The organism is Streptomyces sp. NPDC101165 (assembly GCF_044768135.1).
Classification (GTDB): Bacteria; Actinomycetota; Actinomycetes; order Streptomycetales; family Streptomycetaceae; genus Streptomyces.
Map to the genome: position 1 here is coordinate 181,759 of NZ_JBIWPG010000015.1, position 21,755 is coordinate 203,513.

Below are 21,755 nucleotides of genomic sequence, written 5' to 3' on the forward strand. Positions count from 1 at the left end.
GAGGGCGCCCCGTCCCCACGGATCCCTCACCGGCGGTCCTTCATCGGCGGTACGTCAGACGCGTACCAACTCCCTTTCCCCGTCGGGGTCGGAGTCCCTGCGCTCCTCGGCCGTGCGCAGGCCCTCGCCCTCGACGTCGACGTTGGGCAGGGCGCGGTCCAGCCACTTCGGCAGCCACCAGGCCTTCTTGCCGAGCAGTGCGAGCACCGCCGGGACGATGGCCATGCGGACGATGAACGCGTCGAAGAAGACGGCGACGGCGAGTCCGAAGCCGATCATCCTGACCATCGACTCGCTGGAGCCGATGAAGCCGGAGAAGACGGCGATCATGATGATCGCGGCGGCCGTGACGACCCGTGCGCCGTGCTTGAAGCCGGTCACGACGGCCTGGGCGGGCTTCTCCCCGTGGACGTACGCCTCCCGCATGCGGGTCACGAGGAACACCTCGTAGTCCATGGCGAGACCGAAGACCACGCCGACCATGAAGATCGGCATCATCGACATGACCGGGCCGGTCTCCTCGACGTTCATCAGGCCCGACAGCCAGCCCCACTGGAAGACCGCGACCACGGCGCCGAGGGCCGCCATCACGCTGAGCAGGAAGCCGAGGGCCGCCTTCAGCGGGACGAGGATCGAGCGGAAGACCACGATCAGCAGCAGGAAGGCCAGGCCGACCACGAGGGCGAGGTACGGCAGCAGGGCGTCGTTCAGCCGCTGCGAGACGTCGATGTTCATCGCCGTGGAGCCGGTGACCAGTACCTTCGCGTCGGTCGCGGAGGTGATGTCCGCGCCCTTGCCGCGGATGGCGTGCACCAGGTCCTCGGTGGTGGTCGAGGACGGCTTGGAGTCCGGGATGACGGTGATCGTCGCAGTGTCGCCGGCCTTGTTGGGCGCGGCCGGGGTGACCGTGACGACGTCCTTCAGACCCTTGATCTCGTCGCCGACCTTGGTGAAGGCCGCCTTCGGGTCGTCACTGCCCTTGGCGTCGACCACGACCATCAGCGGGCCGTTGAAGCCCGGTCCGAAGCCGTCGGACAGGAGGTCGTAGGCGCGGCGCTGGGTGGTGGAGACCGGCTGGGAGCCGTCGTCCGGCAGGCCCAGTTCGAGGGAGGCGGCCGGGACCGCCGCCGCGCCGAGGCCGATCACCCCGAGCAGCAGGACGGCGACCGGGCGCCGCACGACGAAACTCGCCCAGCGGGTGCCCATGTTGGGGCGGTCCGCCTGCTTGGGCTTGCGACCGCCGCCGAGCAGCTTACTCTTCTCGCCGGCCGGCTTGATCCGGCGGCCCGCGTAGCCGAGCAGCGCCGGGATCAGGGTGAGGGCGATGAGGACCGCGATGGCGACCGTGCCGGCGGCCGCGACACCCATCTTGGTCAGCATCGGGATGTTGACCACGGACAGGCCCACGAGGGCGATGACGACGGTCAGGCCGGCGAAGACCACCGCCGAGCCCGCCGTACCGACGGCCCGTCCGGCCGCCTCCTCGCGCTCGCGGCCCTCGGCCAGTTCGGAGCGGTAGCGGGAGACGATGAAGAGGGCGTAGTCGATGCCGACGGCGAGGCCGATCATCGACGCCAGGGTGGAGGTGGTCGTGCCCAGGTCCAGGGCGTTCGCGAGCGCGGTGATCGTGGAGACGCCGATGCCGACGCCGATGATCGCGGTCAGCAGCGGGAATCCGGCGGCGAGCAGCGAGCCGAAGGTGATGACGAGGACGACCGCGGCGACCGCGAGGCCGATGACCTCGCTGGAGCCGGTCTCGGGCGTCGTCTGCAGCGCGTCACCGCCGACCTCGACCGTGAGCCCGGCGTCCCGCGCGTCCTGCGCGGCCTCCTTCAGCGCGTCGCGCGAGGAGTCCTCCAGCTCCATGCCGGAGACCTTGTACTTCACGGAGGCGTAGGCGATGGTGCCGTCCTTGCTGACGGCGTGCCCGACGTACGGGTCGGCGACGGTGACGACCTCGGAGCCGCTCCGCAGCTCCTTCACCGTCTTCTTGACGGCCGCCTTGTTGTCGGCGTCCGTCATCTTCTCGCCGTGCGGCGCCTTGAAGACGACCCGGGCGGTCGCGCCGTCGGCGCTCATCCCGGGGAAGCGCTGTTCCAGCAGGTCGAAGGCCTTCTGGGCCTCCGTACCGGGGATCGAGAAGGAGGAGTTGCCGGCGGCCGGCGCGGAGGCGGCGCCCACCCCGGCGAGGGTGAGCAGCGCGACCCATATGAGGGCGACGAAGTGCCGTCGCCTGAAGGCGAGTCGGCCGATTCTGTAGAGGAACGTGGCCACGGGGGCGTACTCCCGGTCAGGTCGTGGGGTTCATCTGGGCAGGGGTGATCAGCCCGACGACGTGAGCGGTGACGTCAGGTGCTGGGCATGCTGGGGAGAGGGTTCAGCCGGTGGGCCCGGCCGAGGGGCTCGGCCGACGGATTCAGCCGGCGGTGACGCCGAGGGCGGGGAGCACCACGGCGTCGATGTACGAAATGAGGAAGTCCTGCGTCGGCGGCTTCTCGTCGATCATCGTGCGGGCGGCGAACCCACCGATCATCATGTGCATCACGAACTCGATCGCCGGGTTGTCCGCACGGACCTCGCCCCGGTCGATCGCCCGCTGCAGCACATCGCGGAACTGCGCCATCTCCGGCTCGATCAGATGGTCCCGGAACGCCCGCAGGAGGTCCGGGTTGCCATGGATCGCCATGGCCAGACCCCGCATCAGCGCGGAGTTCTGTTCCATCTCGCAGTCGTCCGAACGCATCGTCAGGGCGTGCAGGTCGCCCTTGAGCGACCCGGTGTCGATCTCTTCGAGACCGAAGCCGCCCGGCTTGTTGTGCCGCACCGCCTTCGCCACCAGCTCGGCCTTGCCGCCCCACTGGCGGTAGAGCGTCGCCTTGCTGGACCGGGTGCGGGCGGCCACGGCGTCCATGGTGAGGGCGTCGTAGCCGACTTCGCGGAGCAGTTCGAGCACGGCCTCGTACAACTCGGCCTCGCGTTCGGGCGTGATCCGACTGCGACGCGCTGCGGCGACTTCAGTCATGTCTCTCACCTTCCCGACGCGGTTGCCCGCTCCGAACGACACGGTTTCGTACGTGACGAATGTACCGCAGCAACAAGCGAAACGAAACAGTTTCGTACGTGTGCTGGGTCACGCGTGTCGGATTTCCATAAGTTGCTGGGCCTGCGCCGACGGAAAAGCATTGGGAGGTGAGCTATCTGCGCCTTCCCCACCTCAACGGCGACCTGCTGTGCTTCGTGGCCGAGGACGACCTGTGGCTGGCCCCCCTCGACTCCCCCGGCCGTGCCTGGCGGCTCACCGTGGACCGCACCAAGGCCGGCCATCCCCGCTTCTCCCCCGACGGCCGCCAGATCGCCTACACGAGCTGGCGCAGCCTCATGCCCGAGATCCATCTCGTCGGCGTCGACGGCGGACCCGCGCGGCAGCTGACCTACTGGGGCAGCGTCGACACCCAGGTCTGCGGCTGGACGCCGCCCGACGCGGACGGCCACAGCGACATCCTCGCCGTCGCCTCCCACAGCCAGCCCTTCTCCTACTACACCTGGGCCTACAAGGTGCCCACGGACGGCGACCCCGGCCGCAAACTGCCCTGGGGCCCGGTCGCCGACATCCAGGTCGCCGACATCGACGACGTGCACATGAGCCTGCTGCTCACCGGCACCCCACCGCACGAACCCGCCTCCTGGAAGCGGTACCGGGGCGGCGCCATGGGCCGGCTGTGGCTGCACGGACAGCGCCTGCTGGAGGGGATCGGCGGACATCTGGCCTCCCCCATGTTCGTCGGCGGCCGGATCGCCTTCCTCTCCGACCACGAGGGCGTCGGAAACCTCTACTCCTGTGCCTACGACGGCTCCGACCTGCGCCGGCACACCGACCACGACGCCTTCTACGCCCGCAACGCCGCCAGCGACGGCACCCGGGTGGTCTACCAGTGCGCGGGCGACCTCTGGCTGGTGGACGACCTCGCCCCGAACGCCGTACCGCACAAGCTCGACATCCGGCTGAGCGGCCCGCGCGCGGGCCGCCGCAGGTACCAGGTGCCGGCCGCCCAGCACGTGGACGGCATCTCCGTGGACGAGACCGGGCGGGCCAGCGCCGTCGTCGTGCGCGGCAGCCTGCACTGGCTCACGCACCGGGACGGCCCCGCGCGCACGATCACGGACACGCCCGGCGTGCGGGTCCGGCTGCCGGAGATGCTCGGCTCGACCGGGCAGGTGGCGTACGTGACGGACGCCGAGGGCGAGGACGCCATCGAGATCGCCCACCTCCCCCGCGCCAGCGGCGACCGCGCCCCGCGCCGCCTGGCCTCGGGCGAGCTGGGCCGGGTGCTGGAGATGGCGTCCGATCCGCTGGGCGAGCGGCTGGCGATCGCGTCGCACGACGGGCGGTTGCTGCTGATCGACGTGGCGGAGGGCGCGGAGGGGGCAGCGGGAGCAGCGGAGGTGGCGGCGGCCGACGGCGATGTCGCCGAGGGCTCGGACGGGCAGGTCGCCGAGCTGATCCGGTCCGTCAACGGGCCCGTCCGCGACCTCGCCTTCTCCCCGGACGGATCCTGGCTCGCCTGGTCGCAGCCGGGCATCGGCCGCTCGCTGCGGCAGATCAAGCTGGCCCGCATCAAGGACCGGCTCATCGTGGACGTCACCAACGGCCGCTTCGAGGACGAGAACCCCGTCTTCACCCGCGACGGCCGCTACCTCGCCTTCCTCTCCTGGCGCGGCTTCGACCCGGTGTACGACGTCCACACCGGCGACCTGTCCTTCCCGCTGGGCTGCCGCCCGTACCTGGTCCCGCTGTCCTCCGCCACCCCGTCCCCGTTCGCCCTGAACCCCGAGGGCCGGCCGGCGGCGGGCGGGCTCGACCCCGTCGAGGACGAGGAGACCGGCGAGGCCGGCACGGTCACCGTGGAGGTGGAGGGCCTGGAGAACCGGGTGACGCCGTTCCCGGTCATCGCGTCCAAGTACTCGGCGCTGCACCCGGTCGCGGGCGGCGGCCTGGTCTGGCTGCGCTGGCCCATCTCCGGCGCGCTCGGCGAGACCTTCGTCAACCCGGCCGACATCAGCGGACGGCCGACGCTGGAGTACTTCAACATCACCAAGGCGAAGAAGTCCGAACTCGTGGACCATCTCGACTGGTTCGCGGTGAGCGGGGACGGGACCCGGCTCGTGGTGGTCGACGAGGGGGATCTGCGGGCGGTGCCGTCGACCGAGTCGGGCGACAGCGACACGACCGTGTGGATCGACCTGCGCCGCATCCTGCACGAGGTCGACCCGGCCGCCGAATGGCGCCAGTCCTACGAGGAGGCCGGCCGGCTCATCCGCTCCTACTTCTGGGACCCGGGCATGAGCGGCATCGACTGGGACGCCGTGCTCGCCCAGTACCGGCCGCTCGTCGAACGGGTCGCCTCCCCCGACGAGTTCGCCGACCTGCTGCGCGAGGTCCTGGGCGAGCTGGGCACGTCGCACGCCTATGTCACCGCCGCCCGGCGCAACGAGGGCCCGCCCCACTACCAGCGCTGGCAGGGCCTGCTCGGCGCCAACTTCGTGCGCCGGGACGGAGGCTGGACGGTCAGGCGGATCCTGCCCGGCGAATCGTCCGACTCCAAGGCCCGCTCGCCGCTGGCCGGGACCGGCATCCAGGAGGGCGCCGTCCTGACCCACGTGGACGGCCGCCCGGTCGATCCGGTGGCGGGACCGTACCCGCTGCTCGCGGGCTCGGGCGGCACGACCGTGGAGCTGACCTTCGCCCCGGCGGAGGGCGAGGCAGGTGTGGCCCGGCGGGTGGCCGCCGTCCCGCTCGTCGACGAACGGCCGCTGCGCTACCAGGACTGGGTCACCAAGCGCCGGGAGGTCGTACGGGAGTTGAGCGGCGGCAAGTGCGGCTACCTGCACATCCCGGACATGGGCGGCTCCGGCTGGGCCCAGTTCAACCGGGACCTGCGCATGGAGGTGTCCCGGCCCGCGCTGATCGTGGACGTACGCGGCAACGCCGGCGGGCACATCAGCGAACTCGTCATCGAGAAGCTCACCCGGACGATCCTGGGCTGGGACCTGACCCGGAACGCGCAGCCGGTGTCGTACACCTCGAACGCGCCCCGGGGCCCGGTGGTGGCCCTGGCGGACGAGGCGACCTCCTCCGACGGCGACATGATCACCGCCGCCTTCAAACTCCTGAAACTCGGACCGGTCGTGGGGCAGCGCACCTGGGGCGGAGTCGTCGGCATGACCGGCCGGCACCGCCTCGGCGACGGCACGGTGATCACGGTCCCGATGAACGCCGCCTGGTTCGACGCCTACGGCTGGTCCGTGGAGAACCACGGCGTCGCCCCCGACCTGGAGATCCTGCGCACCCCGCTGGACTGGGCCGAGGGCCGGCACGCCCAGCTCGACGACGCCGTGCAGCTGGCCGTGGAGCTGCTGGACACCAACCCCGCGGCGGTTCCCCCGGACTACAGCGACGTACCGGACCGGTCGAGGCCGAAGCTGCCGCCCCGGACCGGGCCCTGACGACGAGGCGGGGTGCCCGGCGATCACCGGGCACCCCGCCTCAGGGGTGAAGTCGAGGGTGACGACTAGGCGTCGTAGTCCTGGTCGAGCCGGTCCCTCATCTCCTGGTCCGTGTCCGGGATGTGGCGCTCGGACTGCTGGCCACGCTGCTGCTGGCCGCGCTGCGGCTGCTGACCGCGCTGCTGCTGGCCGCGCTGCGGCTGGCCCTGCTGCGGCTGGCCCTGCTGGCCGGCCTTCTCCTTGCCCTGACCGATCTTGTTGGACTTGTCCTTCATACCCATGTGGGTTCACTCCCGTGGTGGGTGTGGGTGGGGGGCGGCCCCTCGGAGGGGCCTCGACCAGATTCACACGGGTGGACACGGAACGCATGTCGATCAGTTACGGTGCGTAGTCCTCGCCTCTTCGTCAGCCGCGCCACCTGCGCCGACGAGCCCGGAACGCATCCCCTGCAAACGGGGCGCGAACCGCCGCATCTCGCGCTGGCCGACGGTGCCGATGAGCGCCGGCAGATACCCGCGCACGCCCTGCATGCCGCGCAGCCACCACTGGCCGTACACGTGCGCCGAGCGCCGCTCGATACCGGCGACGATCCGGTCCACCGCCGGGCCCAGCGGGTACGTCTTGTTCGACGGCCACGGCAGCCGCTGCCTCAGCTCCCGCATGACGTCGTCCTGGTCGGCCCCGCGCACCATGTCGGTGTCGGTCCAGGACAGGTACCCGACGCCGACGCGCACGCCCTGGTAGCCGACCTCGGCGCGCAGACTGTGCGCGTACGCCTCCACGCCCGACTTGGAGGCGCAGTACGCCGTCATCATCGGCGCCGGGGTCATCGCGGCGAGCGAGGCGATCTGCAGCAGGTAGCCGCGGCTCTCGGTGAGCACCGGCAGGAAGGCCCGGGCCGTCACCGCCGAACCGATCAGGTTCACCTCGATCACGCGCCGCCAGGCCTGCGGATCGGAGTCGGCGAAGGGCCCGCCGGTCGCCACACCGGCGTTGGCCACGACGATGTCGACCTTGCCGAACCGGTCCTTGGCCTCCTGCGCCACCCGGCTCATCGTCTCGTGGTCGGTGACGTCGGCGTACCAGTGCGCACTGTCGCTGTGCAGCCGCTCGGAGACCTCCTTGAGCGCCTCCTCCTCCAGTCCGACGAGCGCCACCTTGGCACCGCGCGCGGACAGCTTGCGCGCGAGCAACTCGCCGACGCCGCGCGCCGCTCCCGTGACGACGGCGACCTGCCCTTCGAGGCTGACCCTGCTCATGCGCCCTCCTTGATCTGCTGCGCGGGGGTGGGGTGGGACTCGGGGGCGTTCCCCGTGACGTACGTGGTGACGAGTTCCCGGATCTTGCCGGTCATCAACTCCGGGGCCTCGATCGGGGTCATGTGGCCGACGCCGGGGAGTTCGGTGAGGCCGATGCACCGGGGCAGCGCGGCCGCCAGCGCGCGGGCGTGCACGGGAGGCGTCAGCCGGTCGGATGCGCCGTGCACCACCTCGGTGGGCACGTGCAACTCCCGTACGCCGTGGTCGAGGTCGAGCGCCGCGAGTACGGCGGCCCAGGCGTGGCGCACGGCGCGCGGGCAGGCGTGCACGATCCGCGCGCACGCCTCCACCATGTGCGGGGCGGAACCGGCGCCCATGGTGGCGTACTTGAGGATGCGCTTCGCGACGGGCGTGACCGGGCCGAGAGGGGCGCGCGAACCGAGAATGTGCCCGGTGATCCAGGTGCGCACCCGCCCGGCGCGCAGCGGCACCACCCGCGACTCCGCGACCAGCCGCGAACTGCCGGTGCTGCACAGCAGTACGGCGGCGGCGTGTGCGCGGAAACGGGGGCGCGCGGAGGCAGCCATGACCGTCATCCCGCCCATGGAGTGGCCGACGACCACGGCCTTCTCCCCGGGCTCCAGCGTCTGTGCGAGCACCGCTTCGAGGTCGTCCGCCAGCACGTCGGTGGTGCACGCGGGGCTCGCGGGACTGCGCCCGTGCCCCCGCTGGTCGTACGCGATCACCCGGTGGTCGGCCGCCAACTCCCGTATCTGCGCCGCCCAGAACGCGGTCGAGCAGGTCCAGCCGTGGGAGAGGACGACGGGGGGCGCGTCCTCGGGTCCGTGGATCTCGACGTGCAGGCGTGCGCCGTCGGCGGAGACCACGGTGAGGGTGCGGGCGGGGGCGGGCGGGGCGTAGGGGCCGGAGGTCACGGAGGTCAGACGGCTCATGCGGCGGCCTCGCTCTTCTTCTCGGCCTTCTTGGGGGCCTTCTTCTCGGCGGGCGCCACCTTCGGCTGCTCCTGGGCCTTCGGCGTCTCTTCGGCCTTCGGCTTCTCCTCGGCCTTCCGGATCACCTCGTACTCCGCCAGGTCCACCCGCCGGGTCGCGCGCCGGAACTCGGACGTCGTACCGGGCCAGATGGTGGTGTTGCGGCCGCTCGCGTCGAGGTACCAGCTGGTGCAGCCGCCGGTGTTCCACACGGTCCGCTTCATGCGCTCCTGGACCTTGTGGTTCCAGTCGTCGACGGCCGCGGGCCGGGCGTCGAGGGCGGTGCGCCCTCCCCCAGTGCCTTGAGGGCCTGGGGGGACCCCCAGGACGTCGAGCTGACGCAGATAGTCGGCCATGTAGTTCAGCTGGGACTCGATCATGAGGATCATGGAGGAGTTCCCGAGCCCGGTGTTGGGCCCGATGATCGTCATCCAGTTCGGGAACCCGGCGGCCGAGGCGCCGCGCAGCGCCTGCATGCCGTTCTTCCAGGACTCCGCGAGCGTGCCGCCCGCCGCGCCGACCACGCGCTCGGCGATGGGCATGTCCGTGACGTGGAAGCCCGTACCGAAGATGATCACGTCGACCTCGGCCTCGGTGCCGTCGGCGGCGATCACGGTCGACCCTCGGATCTCGGTGAGCCCGCTCGCGACGACGTCCACATTCGGCCGGGCGAGCGCCGGGTAGTACTCGCTGGACAGCAGGATCCGCTTGCAGCCGATGCGGTAGTCCGGGGTGAGCTTGGCGCGCAGGGCCGGGTCCTTGATGGCGCGGGCCATGTTGCGCTTGGCGAGCTGCTCGACCAGGCCGAGTTCGTCGGGATGCTTGGTGAACGCCTGCACCTGCAGCTCCCGGAGCCCCCACAGCAGCCCGCGCCGCAGCCGGGTGGTGAAGGGCAGCGCCCGGTGCAGCCGGCGCTCGGCGCCGCTGATGGCGCGGTCCACGCGGGGCATCACCCAGGGCGGGGTGCGCTGGAAGAGGGTGAGCCGGCCCACCTGGCGCTGGATGGCGGGCACGATCTGGATGGCGGAGGCGCCGGTGCCGACCATGGCGACGCGCTTGCCGCGCAGGTCGTGGTCGTGGTCCCAGCGGGCCGAGTGGAACACCTTGCCCGGGAAGGAGTCGAGCCCCGGGATCTGTGGGATCTTCGGGTCGGACAGCGGCCCGGTGGCGGAGACGACGACGTCGGCGGTCAGCGTCCCCCGGGCCGTCTCGATCTCCCAGCACAGCCGCTCGCCGTCCCAGGTCATCAGCTTCACCTCGGAGCCGAAGCGGATGTGCGGGCGCAGCCCGAAGACGTCGGTGACGTGCTCCAGGTAGGCGCGGATGTGCTGCTGTCCGGAGAAGGTGCGCGGCCAGTCCGGGTTGGGCGCGAAGGAGAAGGAGTACAGGTGGGAGGGGACGTCGCAGGCGCACCCGGGGTAGCTGTTGTCCCGCCAGGTGCCGCCGACGCTGTCGGCCCGCTCCAGGACGACGAAGTCGGTGATCCCCTCGCGGCGCAGCCGCACCGCGGCTCCCAGTCCGCCGAACCCGGACCCGATCACCGCCACTCGTACATGCTCGTGCTCGGCCATCCCGAAGCCTCCACGCATCGCCTTGGACTCTGCCAGTGAACACTGGCGCAATGGGACTGTAGAGCAGCTCCGTACCGAGCGGTAGGGGGCGGAGAAAGGAAAGTTACCGGCGGTACAACATAGGCTTCGGACGTGGCAGACGACGGCGAACGCAAGGACGAGCAGGGCAGCGGCAAGGTCGGCGCACCGCGCGAGTACCGCATGGAGGAGCTGGCCCGCCTGGCCGGCATCACCGTGCGCACGCTGCGCTTCTACCGCGAGCGCAAGCTGATCCGGCCACCCCGCCGCGAGGGCCGTATCGCCTGGTACGACGACCACCACCTGGCCCGCCTGCGCACGATCTCGGCACTGCTGGAGCGCGGTCACACCCTCAACGGCATCGCGGAACTCGCGGAGGCCCTCGACCAGGGCCGCGACGTCGCCGACCTGCTCGGCGTCGGCACCCCCACCGAGGAGGAGCCGGTCCACCTCACCCCCGAGGAACTCGCCGCCCGCTTCGAGGGCGAGGTCACCCCCGAGAACCTCGCCGCCGCCATGGATCTGGGCTATCTCGGCACCGACGGCGACGAGATCGTCCACATCAGCCGCCGCCTGCTGGACGTCTCCTCGGCCCTGGTCCGCGAGGGCATACCCCTCGCGGAGGTGCTGGCGGCGGGAAAACGCGTCCGCGAACACGCCGACGCCCTCGCCGAACTCTTCCGCGACCTGATCCTGCGCCACGCCCCCGAGGAGGACCTGCACCGCCTGCGCCCACTCGCCCGGAGCGTCGTGGAGGCGGAACTGTCCCTTGCCCTGGACCGGCGGCTCAACAAGCGGGGCTGAGCGGCGCTCCTACAGGTCGTACACGACCGTCACCGGCGCATGGTCGGACCACCGCTCGGCGTGCGTGGCCGCGCGCTCCACGAGCCCCTTGACCGCCTTGGCCGCGAGCCCCGGGGTGGCCACGTGGTGGTCGATGCGCCATCCCGAGTCGTTGTCAAAAGCCCGCCCACGGTACGACCACCAGGTGTACGGTCCCTCGACGTCGGGGTGCAGGGCGCGTACGACGTCGACGTAGCCGCCGTCCTCCGCGGCGAGGACCCGGCCGAGCCACTCCCGCTCCTCGGGCAGGAAGCCCGAGTTCTTGGTGTTGCCGCGCCAGTTCTTGAGGTCGGTCTGCTGGTGGGCGATGTTCCAGTCGCCGCAGACGACCACCTGGCGCCCGTCGGCGGCGGCCCGCTCGCGCAGCTCCTTGAGGTGGACGAGGAACTCGCCCATGAAGCGGACCTTCTCGTCCTGGCGCTCGGTGCCGACCTCACCGGAGGGCAGGTAGAGCGAGGCGACGGTCACACCGGGCAGGTCGGCCTCGACGTAGCGCCCGCTGCCGTCGAACTCGGCCGACCCGAAGCCGACCCGGACACGGTCGGGCTCGCGCCGCGTGTACAGGGAGACGCCCGCGCGCCCCTTGGCGGCCGCCGGGGCGTGCACGACGTGCCAGCCGTCGGGCTGCCGGACCTCCTCCGGCAGCTGGTGCGGTTCGGCGCGCACCTCCTGCAGGCAGACGACATCCGCGGAGGCCTGGGCGAGCCACTCCACGAAGCCCTTCTTGGCGGCGGCCCGCAGCCCGTTCACGTTCACCGAGGTCACAGTCAGCACCAGGGCACGATACCGGCACACTGGTCGTGGTCCGCGCTTCCCACCCTCTGCATAGAAGTACGATACTTAGCATGAATATACGTCGTGTTCGTTTCGATCATCCCGACGCCGTCAAGCTCAACGACGAGGTCCAGGCCGAGTACCACGTGCGCTACGGCGACGGCGGCGACGCCACGGTCCTCGACACCGCCGACTTCGCCCCGCCCCGGGGCGCGTACCTGATCGCCTACGACGAGCACGACCGCCCGTTGGCCACCGGCGGCTGGCGCAGCCAGGACCTCAACGAGGAGGGCAACGAGGACGGCGACGCCGAGCTCAAGCGCATGTTCGTCGTCGACGCGATGCGCGGGCGGGGTCTCGCCCGCCGCATCCTCTCCGCCCTGGAGGAGGACGCCCGCGCGGCCGGCCGCGTCCGCATGGTCCTGGAGACCGGCACCAAGCAGCCGGAGGCCATCGCCCTGTACACCTCGAGCGGTTACGAGCCCTGCGCCAAGTTCGGCTACTACCGCCACTACGAGGAGAGCCTCTGCTACGCGAAGCAGCTGTAGACGCGATGAAGCCCCGGTCGGCTACTGCCGACCGGGGCTTCATGATGCGTGGACCTGAGGGGATTTGAACCCCTGGCCCCCTCGATGCGAACGAGGTGCGCTACCGGACTGCGCCACAGGCCCTTGCAACGAGTGAAACTCTAGCATCCCCGTCGGGGTGCTTGGAAATCCGTTCCCTGACTGGTCAGAGGCGGGCTTCCGGCTGCGTGACGGCGGTCACTCGTTGGCCGCGCGCGGCCGGTCCCCGTCCTCGTACTGGTCGAAGAGGGGGGTGCGTCCGCGCTCGCGCGAGCGGCGGGCGGAGGCCGCGCGGCGGGCGTCGCTCCGGCCGTCCGCCGACTTGTCCTCGGACTCGAGTGCCGCCTCGCCCTCCTCGGCCTCCGGCGCGCGACTCGCCTCCTGCTCCGGCACGACGGAGCTGGAACGCGCCGAACTCCATGTGTCGGGCGCCCCCAGGTCCACGTCGGAGGTGGCCCGCGGCGCGACCGGCGCGGTCACGTACGTCGGCAGGGGCACCGGCACCGGGTCCCAGCTGTCCCCGTGCCCGGGCCGCCGCTGGCGCTCCCGCTGCTGCTGGTCGACCCACTCGGCGTGGTCGGTCTGCTCCACGAGGGCGCGGCGGTCCGCGGCGAGCGCGGAGAGGCCGGTGTCGGTCTCGGTCTCTGGTCCCTCGTCCGGTTCGTCGGCGACGGGGCCCGTGTCGAGGGGCGCCCGCCGGCGCGGCTGGCGTTCGCGCAGCCGCTGGGCCGCGACCTCGGCGCGCCGGCGGTCCATCTGGTAGGCGAACCGGCGGTGCTCCTGGGAGCGCAGGTAGGCGATGTACGCGCTGAGCATGACGGCGGGTACGGCGGGCGCCCACAGGAAGGCGAGGCCTCCGACGGCGGCGACGATCGCGCCGAGCGTGAAGGCGACGAAGAGCATCACGGTGGTGCGTCGACGGCGCGCCAGCACCTTCGAGCGCCGGGCGCGCGCCGCGGACGCCTGTGCCGAGGGCGCGCGCCGCGCGGCCGGCACTCGCTTCTGCGCGGACGCGGAGGCGGAGGCGCCGGGCGAGTGATGCGCGGACGCGGAGGGGGACTTGGGTGCCGGGATGACGGGCTGGTCGCGTACCGGTTCCGTCCGCCCGGGCACCTCCGCCCCGGCCTCCGCGCGCGCCTGACGGCGGGTCGGAGGCATGGCGAAGGCCCGGACGTCCACCGAGTCGGTGGCGGCGTCCGGATCACTGGCGTCCGGCTCCCCCTCCTGGGCGGAGCGCGCCCGCAGGTCCCTGGCGTACCGACGCTCCATCCCCGCCCGTCCGGACAGCAGCCGGATGGCGGTGCTGAAGCGTTCCGTCGGACGGGCCTCGTTCAGCTCGTCCTGCCTACGGAGCCACATCGGCACCAAGTAGGCGGCCCAGGCCCCGACAATGACTGCGTAGATGAGGCCGCTGCTGCTCACGCCTCACACGGTAGAGGGGTTTGCGTGAGGCCATCCGCCAATTGGGCCGGTGTGTCGCACGATCTGGCTGATATTTCCAGCTTTTTTTGCGACCGATGCGATCAGCGGACCGTCCGAGCCGCCCAATTCAATGCACCGAGACGGTCATCGGCCGATCAATTTCGAACACGTATTCAATTTCGGGCCTAGGCGGGATTCCCGGGGGTGTTCTCCTGCGTGTGCCGCGTCTGCTGAGAGCGTGCCCGCTGCCAGCGCCCGAGCAACCCCTCCGGCACTTCTTCCGCCGTGAGCGCGAAGACGAGGTGGTCGCGCCAGGCTCCGTCGATGTGCAGATAACGCGGCCGCAGCCCCTCCTCGCGGAATCCGAGTTTCTCCACGACCCGGCGGCTGGGCCGGTTCTCGGGGCGAATGCAGACCTCGATGCGGTGCAGCCCGACGGTGCGGAAACAGTGGTCCACCACGAGCGCGACGGCCGTCGGCATCACCCCGTGCCCGGCCACCGCCTCGTCCACCCAGTAGCCGACGTGGCCCGAGCACATCGATCCCCAGGTGATCCCGGCGACCGTCAACTGCCCGACGAGCTGCCCCTGGTACTCGATGACGAACGGCAGCATCCGGCCCGCGTGGGCCTCGGACCGCAGATGCCGGACCATCTGGCGGTAGGTCGGCCGGTGCGTGATCGGCCCGCTCGGCGTGGGCGGCGGGATGGTCGCCTCCCAGGGGCGCAGCCAGTCCCTGTTGCGCCGGTTCACCTCACGCCAGGCCCGCTGGTCGCGCAGCTTTATCGGCCGGAGGACGACGTCTCCGTCCGCCAGCACGACGGGCCAGGAAGGGCTGTTCAGCTCGCACCCCCACTACTGGGTCTCGGGTGGTCGCCGCCGCGGATCTGGTCGACGGCGTGGACCAGCAGCGGCTCCAGGACGGCGAGGCCGTCCCGCACGCCGCCGGTGGAGCCCGGCAGATTGACGATCAGGGTCCGCCCGGCCACCCCGGCCAGGCCCCGGGACAGCGCCGCGGTCGGCACCTTCTGCCGTCCGAACGCCCGGATGGCCTCCAGGATGCCCGGCACCTCGTAGTCGATCACCGCGCGGGTCGCCTCGGGCGTGCGGTCGGTGGGCGAGACACCGGTGCCGCCGGTGGTGACGACGACGTCGTACCCGGCGTCGGCACCGGCGCGCAGGGCCGCCTCCACCGGGTCCCCGTCCGGGACGACCCGAGGGCCGTCGACCTCGAAGCCGAAGCCCCGCAGGCCGTCGGCGATCAGGGGGCCGCCCTTGTCCTCGTAGACCCCCGCGGCAGCCCGGTTGGAGGCGGTGACCACCAGCGCTCGGTACGTCATGACCGGCTCCAGTCGCCCGACTTGCCGCCCGTCTTCTCCTCCACCCGCACGTCCGTGATGACCGCTCCCTTGTCGACCGCCTTGACCATGTCGATCACGGTGAGCGCGGCGACCGTCACCGCGGTGAGGGCCTCCATCTCGACGCCCGTGCGGTCCGTCGTCTTCACGGTGGCCAGGATCTCCACGGCGTCGTCCGCGACCGACAGATCCAGTTTCACACCGGACACCGACAACGGGTGGCACAGCGGGATCAGGTCCGGGGTGCGCTTGGCGCCCATGATGCCCGCGATGCGCGCGGTCGCCAGGGCGTCCCCCTTGGGCACCCCCTCACCGCGCAGCAGCTCGACCACCCGCGGTGACACCAGGACCCGGCCGCTGGCGCGGGCGGTGCGCGCGGTCACGTCCTTCCCGGACACGTCGACCATGCGGGCCGCGCCCGCGTCGTCGATGTGGGTCAGTCGGTCCTGCACAGGGCGTCCGGGGGTCTCCCCCCGGGAAGGCACAGTCATGGTGTGTGGCGCTCCCGGTCAGGGCCCGTCGCAGTGCGGTGCACGGGCCTGTTGTGCGCGACACGGTACCGCCCGCTCGTCAGCCGAGCAGCACGACCTCCACGTCCGTACCGGGCTCGGCGGACTCCACGTCCTCGGGGACGACGATCAGGGCGTCGGCCTGCGCCAGCGCCGCGATCAGGTGGGAGCCCGAGCCGCCCACGGGGGTCACCTCGCCGTCGGCGTACTTGCCGCGCAGGAACTGCCGGCGCCCCTTGGGGGAGCCGAGCGCCTTGTCCGCCTTGAGGGTGGCCCGGGTGCGGGGCCGGTGGACGTCCTCGAGGCCCATCAGGGTGCGGATCGCGGGGCGGACGAACAGTTCGAAGGAGACGTACGACGACACGGGGTTGCCGGGCAGGGCCAGCAGGGGCGTGTGGTCGCGGCCGATGGAGCCGAAGCCCTGGGGCTTGCCGGGCTGCATGGCGATCTTGCGGAAGTCGATGCCGCCGCCCGCCTCGTCCTCGTCGCCGACGTGCGACAGCGCTTCCTTGACGACGTCGTACGCCCCGACGCTCACCCCGCCCGTGGTCACCAGCAGGTCGGCGCGGATGAGCTGGTCCTCGATGGTGGAGCGGAGGATGTCGGCGTCGTCGGCGACGGCGCCCACCCGGTAGGCGATGGCGCCCGCGTCACGGGCGGCCGCGGTGAGGGCGAAGCTGTTGGAGTCGTAGATCTGGCCGTTGCCCAGATCCTCGCCGGGCTGGACGAGTTCGCTGCCCGTGGACACGACGACCACGCGCGGGCGCGGGCGCACCCGAACCGTGCCCCGGCCGATCGCGGCGAGCAGCGCGATCTGCGGCGGGCCGAGGATCGTCCCGGCTTCCAGGGCCAGGTCTCCGGCCTTCACGTCGCTGCCCCTGGCGCGCACGTGCGCGCGTGCCTCCGCGGAGCGGTGCACGCGCACCTGCCCCTCGGCGCCCTCGGGGGCCAGGCTGCGGGCCCGCATCCCGCTCACGGGGCCCTCGCCGAGCCCGCCGTCGGTCCACTCGACGGGGACGACGGCCTCGGCGCCGGGCGGCAGCGGGGCGCCGGTCATGATGCGGGCGGCCTGGCCGGGCCCGACCCGGATCAGGTCGGCCGAGCCTGCCGCGACGTCCCCGACGACCTCGAGGACGGCCGGGAACTCCTCGGTGGCACCGGCCACGTCCGCGACCCGCACCGCGTACCCGTCCATGGAGCTGTTGTCGAACGGTGGCAGGGAGACCGGCACCGTGATGTCGTCGACCAGGACGCAGCCCTGGGCGTCGAGCAGCTGCAGCTCGATGGGTTCGAGGGGACGGACGGTGGTGAGGATGTCCTCCAGGTGCTCGTCCACCGACCAGAGGTGGTCCGGGCCGGCGGGGCTGGTCGCGGCGTTGCTCAACGTTGCTGCATCTCCTCGGCTACGAAACTGCGAAGCCAGGTCCGGAACTCCGGGCCCAGGTCTTCACGTTCGCACGCCAGTCTGACAATGGCACGCAGGTAGTCGCCACGGTCGCCGGTGTCATAGCGGCGGCCCTCGAAGACGACGCCGTGCACGGGGCCGCCGACCTTCTCGTCCTGGGCCAGCTGCTGGAGGGCGTCGGTCAGTTGGATCTCGCCGCCGCGACCGGGCTCGGTCTTGCGGAGTATGTCGAAGATGTGCGGGTCGAGGACGTAGCGGCCGATGATCGCGTAGTTCGACGGGGCGTCCGCCGGGTCCGGCTTCTCGACCATCCCGGTCACCTTGACCACGTCGCCCTCTGAGGTGGCCTCGACGGCCGCGCAGCCGTAGAGGTGGATCTGCTCGGGCGCGACCTCCATGAGCGCGATCACGCTGCCGCCGTGCTGCTCCTGGACCTCGATCATGCGCTGGAGCAGCGGGTCGCGCGGGTCGATCAGGTCGTCACCGAGGAGGACCGCGAAGGGCTCGTGTCCGACGTGCGGCGCGGCGCACAGGACGGCGTGGCCGAGGCCCCTGGGGTCGCCCTGGCGCACGTAGTGCATGGTGGCCAGGTCGCTGGACTCCTGGACCTTCGCGAGCCGCTCGGCGTCGCCCTTCTTCTCGAGCGCCGACTCCAGCTCGTAGTTGCGGTCGAAGTGGTCCTCCAGCGGACGCTTGTTGCGTCCGGTGATCATGAGGACGTCGTCGAGCCCCGCCGACACGGCCTCCTCGACCACGTACTGGATCGCCGGCTTGTCCACGACCGGCAGCATCTCCTTGGGAGTGGCCTTGGTGGCCGGCAGGAACCGGGTACCGAGGCCCGCTGCGGGAATGACAGCCTTGCTGATCCTGGGGTGCGACTGAGTCATGTCCGCAACCTTATCCGGTGCCTTTGGTAAGGAATCTGCGGCTCCGGTTAATTGGCCCTCATATGAGCGCATTAAGAAGGGTGCAAGAACGACCAGTGGTACACGACGGACGTATGAGCGAGCCTGACAAGCGAATGTTGCGACGGGAGTTCCTCGCGGTGAGGAACAGGTTGCCGGAGGATGTCGTACGGGAGGCGGGCGACACGCTGGCCGAGCGCGCCCTTGAACTGCCCGAACTGGCGCGTGCGCGCACGGTGGCGGCGTACGTCTCCGTCGGGAGCGAGCCCGGCACGCTCGCCCTGCTGGACGCGCTGCGCGCGCGGGGCGTGCGCGTCCTGCTCCCGGCGCTCCTGCCCGACAACGACCTGGACTGGGGCGAGTACGCCGGTCCGGGCTCCCTCGCGCGGATCCAACATGGCGGAAAAATGGCCCTGTTCGAGCCCTTCGGCGAGCGCCTCGGCCCGGACGCCGTGATCGCGGCGGACGTCGTTCTGCTGCCCGGGCTCGCGGTGGACGCGCGCGGGATGCGCCTGGGGCGCGGCGGAGGGTCGTACGACCGGGTGCTCGCACGTCTGGAGCGGGCGGGCGCGCGCCCCGCGCTCGTGGTGCTCCTGTACGACACGGAAGTCGTCGCACGCGTCCCGGAGGAGGCGCACGATCAGCCGGTGCACGCGGTGGTGACGCCGTCGGGTGTGCGCCGTTTCACGGGCGCCTGACCGGGCGAGGCCCTGGTCCGCATACGGGACGGGCCCCCTCCACGCGTGCGTGGAGGGGGCCCGTCCCGTCGGTCTGCCGTCAGCTGATCACGGCTTGAGGACCAGTGCGTCGCTCGTGCTCGCGTCGACCGCCTTGTCCGAGAACGACCAGGGCAGCAGCTCGCCCTTGACCCACTTGCCGGTCTGGTCGGTGTAGTGGGCGCTGTAGGCGTGTCCGGAGGCTCCGGTCAGGTTGATCCACTTGGACTTGTCGAGGTCCTTGAGGTTGACGACCATGCGCATCGACGGCACCCAGACGACGCCGTAGCCGCCGGCGGCGTTCCAGCCGGTCGCGTTGACGGTGGCCTCGCCGCCGCTGAGCTTCCAGGGACCGCGGTTGAGGACGTACTGGAGGAACTCGGGGCCCTCGGTGCCGAGCGTCTGGTTCTTCAGGAACAGGCGGTGCAGCCGGCCCCAGCTCCAGGTGTCGATGTCCTTGCCGAGCTTGGCGGTCAGCTCCCAGCGGGCGTCGATCATGGCGCGGGCGAACAGCTGGTCGCGGTTGTTCGCCTCCGGGCGGGTGCCCGACTTGGGCGTCTTCCACCAGTCGCTGTCCGGCTTGTCCATCAGCGTGCGCACGACCTCGAACCAGCGGTCGCCGCCGTCCGGCTGCGCCTGGTCGGCGTCGCGCTGGCCGCACTCGCGGACCTTCGTGTCGTCGTCCACCGGGCCGGTGCTGTCGATCTTGTCGACCCACAGGCACTGGCCCTTGACGCGCAGCTCCTTGGGGAGCTTGTTGCCGAAGGCGAGCTTGAGGATGTTGCGCCACACGGAGTTGAAGTAGGCGGCCGCCGCGGAGTCGGCGTCCTGGGTGTAGTCCCAGCCCTCCAGCAGCTTCTGCGCCTCCCGGACGTTCTTGTCGTCGAGGTTGATCTTCAGCAGCTTGGGCACCAGCAGCTTGGCGATCTCGCTGCTGTTGTCCAGCTGCATCTGGCGCATGTCGTCGGTGGAGATCTTGCCCGTGCCCTTGATCTTGGACTCGATCAGGTCGGTGATGCGCTGGCTGCGGGCGCCGTAGCCCCAGTCGGTGGTGAGCGTGTACGGGTACTTGTCCTTGTCGACCACGGCCTGGTTGGCGGTGACGATGTAGCCCCGCTCGGGGTCGTACTCGTAGGGCAGCTCGTTCTGCTTGATGAAGCCGGTCCAGCGGTACTTCGAGTCCCAGCCCGGCGCCGGGATGGAGCCGTCGTCCACCGAGGAGCGGGTGGGGATCCTGCCGGGCAGGGTGTAGCCGATGTGGTTGTCCGTGCTGGCGTAGACCAGGTTCTGCGAGGGCACGTCGAACAGGGCGGCGGCGGAGCGGAAGTCGCTCCAGCTGGCTGCCTTGTCGAGGGCGAACACGGCGTCCATGGAGGTGCCCGGGTCGAGCGCCGTCCACCTCAGGGCGATGCCGTAGCCGTCACCGCGGTCGGGCGCGGCCGTGTTGACGGCGGCCTTCCTGCCGACCTGGACGAGTTCGTCGTCACGGTCGGACAGCAGCGGCATCCCGTCGGCGGTCTGGCGTACGACGATGGCCTTGGACTTGCCGCCGGCGACCTTGATGGTCTCCTCGCGGCTCTTGAAGGGCCGGACCTTGCCGTCGTACAGGTAGCCGTTGCCGCTGACCTTCTCCAGGTACAGGTCGGTGACGTCGACCCCGGAGTTGGTCATGCCCCAGGCGATGTCCGCGTTGTGGCCGATTATCACGCCGGGCATGCCGGCGAAGGTGTAGCCGGTGACGTCGTACTGGCACTTGCTGGAGACGGTGCGGCAGTGCAGGCCCATCTGGTACCAGACGGACGGCAGCGACGCCGACAGGTGCGGGTCGTTGGCGAGCAGCGGCTTGCCGGTGATGGTGTACTTCCCGGCGACGACCCAGGAGTTGGAGCCGATGCCCTGGCCGTTCACGCCGACCGCGGTGGGCACATTGTCCAGGACCTTGTAGAGGCCCGCCAGCTGGCTCGTGACGGCCGAACCGGCCGTGGCCGAGGTGGCGGAGCCGGTCGCGCCGGTCGTGCCCTGGGAGCCGCTCGTGGCACCGCCCCGCCGGAAGGCCTTGGCCACGTCGCTGTACTGGCCCTCCTGGACGACCGGCTTGTTGCGGCTGTAGGGGTACTCGGGGTACAGGTCCTCGATCTGCTGCGGGCCGAGACGGCTGGTCATCAGGGCGCGGTCGATCTCGTCCTGCATGTTGCCGCGCAGGTCCCAGGCCATCGCCTTCAGCCAGGAGACCGAGTCGACCGGGGTCCACTTCTGCGGCCTGTAGTCGTTGGTGAAGCCCAGAGCCGCGTACTCCAGGGAGATGTCCTCGCCGTCCTTGCCCTGGAGGTAGGCGTTGACGCCCTTGGCGTAGGCGTCGAGGTACTTCTTCGTGGAGGCCGACAGCTTGGTGTCGTACTCCTCCTTGGCGATCCGGTCCCAGCCGAGGGTGCGCAGGAACTCGTCGTTCTTGACCTGCCCCTTGCCGAACATCTCCGACAGGCGCCCGGAGGTCATGTGCCGGCGCACGTCCATCTCGTAGAACCGGTCCTGCGCCTGGACGAAGCCCTGCGCCATGAAGAGGTCCTCGTCGGACGAGGCGTAGATCTGCGGGATGCCGTTCCCGTCCCGCTTGACGTCGACGGGCCCCGACAGACCCTGGAGCGTGATCGATCCCGTGGTCTGCGGGAAGGAGGCGCGGACGGTGCTGATCGACCAGTAAGCCCCGTAGGCGACGCCTCCGATGAGGGCCAGGACGAGCACCAGCACGATAAGTCGCGCTTTGCGCCCCTTCTTCCTGCCGGACTTGCCGGGCTTGTCACCCGTTGTGGCGGTGGTGTTGGGGGGCATCGCTGTCCTTGCTGTCCTAACGCGAGCGGCAGGTCGGGCTGTGACTTTGAATGAGCGCTGGAGCAACCATAGGCGCAGGGCCCCG

The 21,755-nt window shown here is 71.0% G+C and carries 18 protein-coding genes and 1 tRNA gene; 4 read left to right on the forward strand and 15 right to left on the reverse strand.

Annotated elements, in window-relative coordinates:
• Positions 1–54: 54 nt before the first annotated feature.
• A complete protein-coding gene (locus ACIRVH_RS30265; RefSeq protein WP_403959574.1) occupies positions 55–2,274 on the reverse strand; it encodes an MMPL family transporter in 2,220 nt (739 codons plus the stop codon).
• 142 nt (positions 2,275–2,416) lie between these two features.
• A complete protein-coding gene (locus ACIRVH_RS30270; protein ID WP_403959577.1) occupies positions 2,417–3,022 on the reverse strand; it encodes a TetR/AcrR family transcriptional regulator in 606 nt (201 codons plus the stop codon).
• Positions 3,023–3,189: 167 nt separating this feature from the next.
• On the opposite strand from ACIRVH_RS30270, the gene ACIRVH_RS30275 reads away from it, so the two are divergent.
• A complete protein-coding gene (locus tag ACIRVH_RS30275) occupies positions 3,190–6,504 on the forward strand; it encodes a S41 family peptidase (protein ID WP_403959580.1) in 3,315 nt (1,104 codons plus the stop codon).
• Positions 6,505–6,569: 65 nt separating this feature from the next.
• On the opposite strand, the gene ACIRVH_RS30280 is transcribed toward ACIRVH_RS30275, so the two are convergent.
• From ACIRVH_RS30280 to ACIRVH_RS30295, 4 genes are all read right to left on the reverse strand, one after another.
• Complete coding sequence (locus ACIRVH_RS30280; RefSeq protein ID WP_403959583.1) at positions 6,570–6,785, reverse strand: hypothetical protein; 216 nt, start codon at positions 6,783–6,785, stop codon at positions 6,570–6,572.
• A 93-nt stretch (positions 6,786–6,878) separates the two neighbouring features.
• Positions 6,879–7,763: an SDR family oxidoreductase gene (locus ACIRVH_RS30285; protein ID WP_403959585.1), complete on the reverse strand. Its 885-nt coding sequence runs from the start codon at positions 7,761–7,763 to the stop codon at positions 6,879–6,881.
• Complete coding sequence (locus ACIRVH_RS30290; RefSeq protein ID WP_403959588.1) at positions 7,760–8,716, reverse strand: alpha/beta fold hydrolase; 957 nt, start codon at positions 8,714–8,716, stop codon at positions 7,760–7,762. Before ACIRVH_RS30290 ends, ACIRVH_RS30285 begins: the two co-directional genes overlap by 4 nt.
• Positions 8,713–10,326: a flavin-containing monooxygenase gene (locus ACIRVH_RS30295; RefSeq protein WP_403959591.1), complete on the reverse strand. Its 1,614-nt coding sequence runs from the start codon at positions 10,324–10,326 to the stop codon at positions 8,713–8,715. The genes ACIRVH_RS30290 and ACIRVH_RS30295 overlap by 4 nt, the downstream gene beginning before the upstream one ends.
• A 201-nt stretch (positions 10,327–10,527) precedes the next feature.
• Between ACIRVH_RS30295 and ACIRVH_RS30300 the strand changes: the two genes are divergently transcribed.
• A complete protein-coding gene (locus ACIRVH_RS30300) occupies positions 10,528–11,148 on the forward strand; it encodes a MerR family transcriptional regulator (protein WP_403959782.1) in 621 nt (206 codons plus the stop codon).
• 9 nt (positions 11,149–11,157) lie between these two features.
• Here the strand turns inward: ACIRVH_RS30300 and ACIRVH_RS30305 are convergent, their stop codons facing one another.
• Positions 11,158–11,961, reverse strand: a complete 804-nt coding sequence (locus ACIRVH_RS30305) for an exodeoxyribonuclease III (RefSeq protein ID WP_403959594.1) — start codon at positions 11,959–11,961, stop codon at positions 11,158–11,160.
• Between the two features lie 71 nt (positions 11,962–12,032).
• Here ACIRVH_RS30305 and ACIRVH_RS30310 point away from each other — a divergent pair, with 71 nt between their 5' ends.
• A complete protein-coding gene (locus tag ACIRVH_RS30310; RefSeq protein ID WP_403959596.1) occupies positions 12,033–12,509 on the forward strand; it encodes a GNAT family N-acetyltransferase in 477 nt (158 codons plus the stop codon).
• A gap of 49 nt (positions 12,510–12,558) precedes the next feature.
• Here the strand turns inward: ACIRVH_RS30310 and ACIRVH_RS30315 are convergent.
• From ACIRVH_RS30315 to galU, 7 genes are all read right to left on the reverse strand, one after another.
• Positions 12,559–12,632 (reverse strand) — tRNA-Ala (locus ACIRVH_RS30315).
• Positions 12,633–12,725: 93 nt separating this feature from the next.
• A complete protein-coding gene (gene glpR / locus ACIRVH_RS30320; protein ID WP_403959599.1) occupies positions 12,726–13,949 on the reverse strand; it encodes a gephyrin-like molybdotransferase receptor GlpR in 1,224 nt (407 codons plus the stop codon).
• Between the two features lie 185 nt (positions 13,950–14,134).
• Entirely contained in the window at positions 14,135–14,767 is a 633-nt protein-coding gene (locus ACIRVH_RS30325; RefSeq protein WP_403959602.1) for a GNAT family N-acetyltransferase, read from the reverse strand.
• Between the two features lie 20 nt (positions 14,768–14,787).
• Positions 14,788–15,288 (reverse strand): molybdenum cofactor biosynthesis protein B, encoded by a 501-nt coding sequence (locus ACIRVH_RS30330; protein WP_403959605.1) that lies wholly within the window; start codon positions 15,286–15,288, stop codon positions 14,788–14,790.
• Entirely contained in the window at positions 15,285–15,797 is a 513-nt protein-coding gene (gene moaC, locus ACIRVH_RS30335; protein ID WP_403959608.1) for a cyclic pyranopterin monophosphate synthase MoaC, read from the reverse strand. Before moaC ends, ACIRVH_RS30330 begins: the two co-directional genes overlap by 4 nt.
• 79 nt (positions 15,798–15,876) lie before the next feature.
• On the reverse strand, positions 15,877–17,199 hold the full coding sequence (glp, locus tag ACIRVH_RS30340; RefSeq protein WP_403959611.1) for a gephyrin-like molybdotransferase Glp: 1,323 nt from the start codon (positions 17,197–17,199) through the stop codon (positions 15,877–15,879).
• Positions 17,196–18,107, reverse strand: coding sequence for a UTP--glucose-1-phosphate uridylyltransferase GalU (gene galU, locus ACIRVH_RS30345; protein ID WP_403959613.1), 912 nt, complete (start codon positions 18,105–18,107; stop codon positions 17,196–17,198). The genes glp and galU overlap by 4 nt, the downstream gene beginning before the upstream one ends.
• A 134-nt stretch (positions 18,108–18,241) precedes the next feature.
• Between galU and ACIRVH_RS30350 the strand changes: the two genes are divergently transcribed.
• The gene (locus tag ACIRVH_RS30350) at positions 18,242–18,823 is read left to right on the forward strand and encodes a 5-formyltetrahydrofolate cyclo-ligase (protein WP_403959785.1); all 582 of its coding nucleotides are present in this window, start codon (positions 18,242–18,244) and stop codon (positions 18,821–18,823) included.
• Between the two features lie 87 nt (positions 18,824–18,910).
• Here ACIRVH_RS30350 and ACIRVH_RS30355 read toward each other — a convergent pair whose 3' ends face one another.
• A complete protein-coding gene (locus ACIRVH_RS30355) occupies positions 18,911–21,670 on the reverse strand; it encodes a penicillin acylase family protein (RefSeq protein ID WP_403959616.1) in 2,760 nt (919 codons plus the stop codon).
• Between the last annotated feature and the right edge of the window lie 85 nt (positions 21,671–21,755).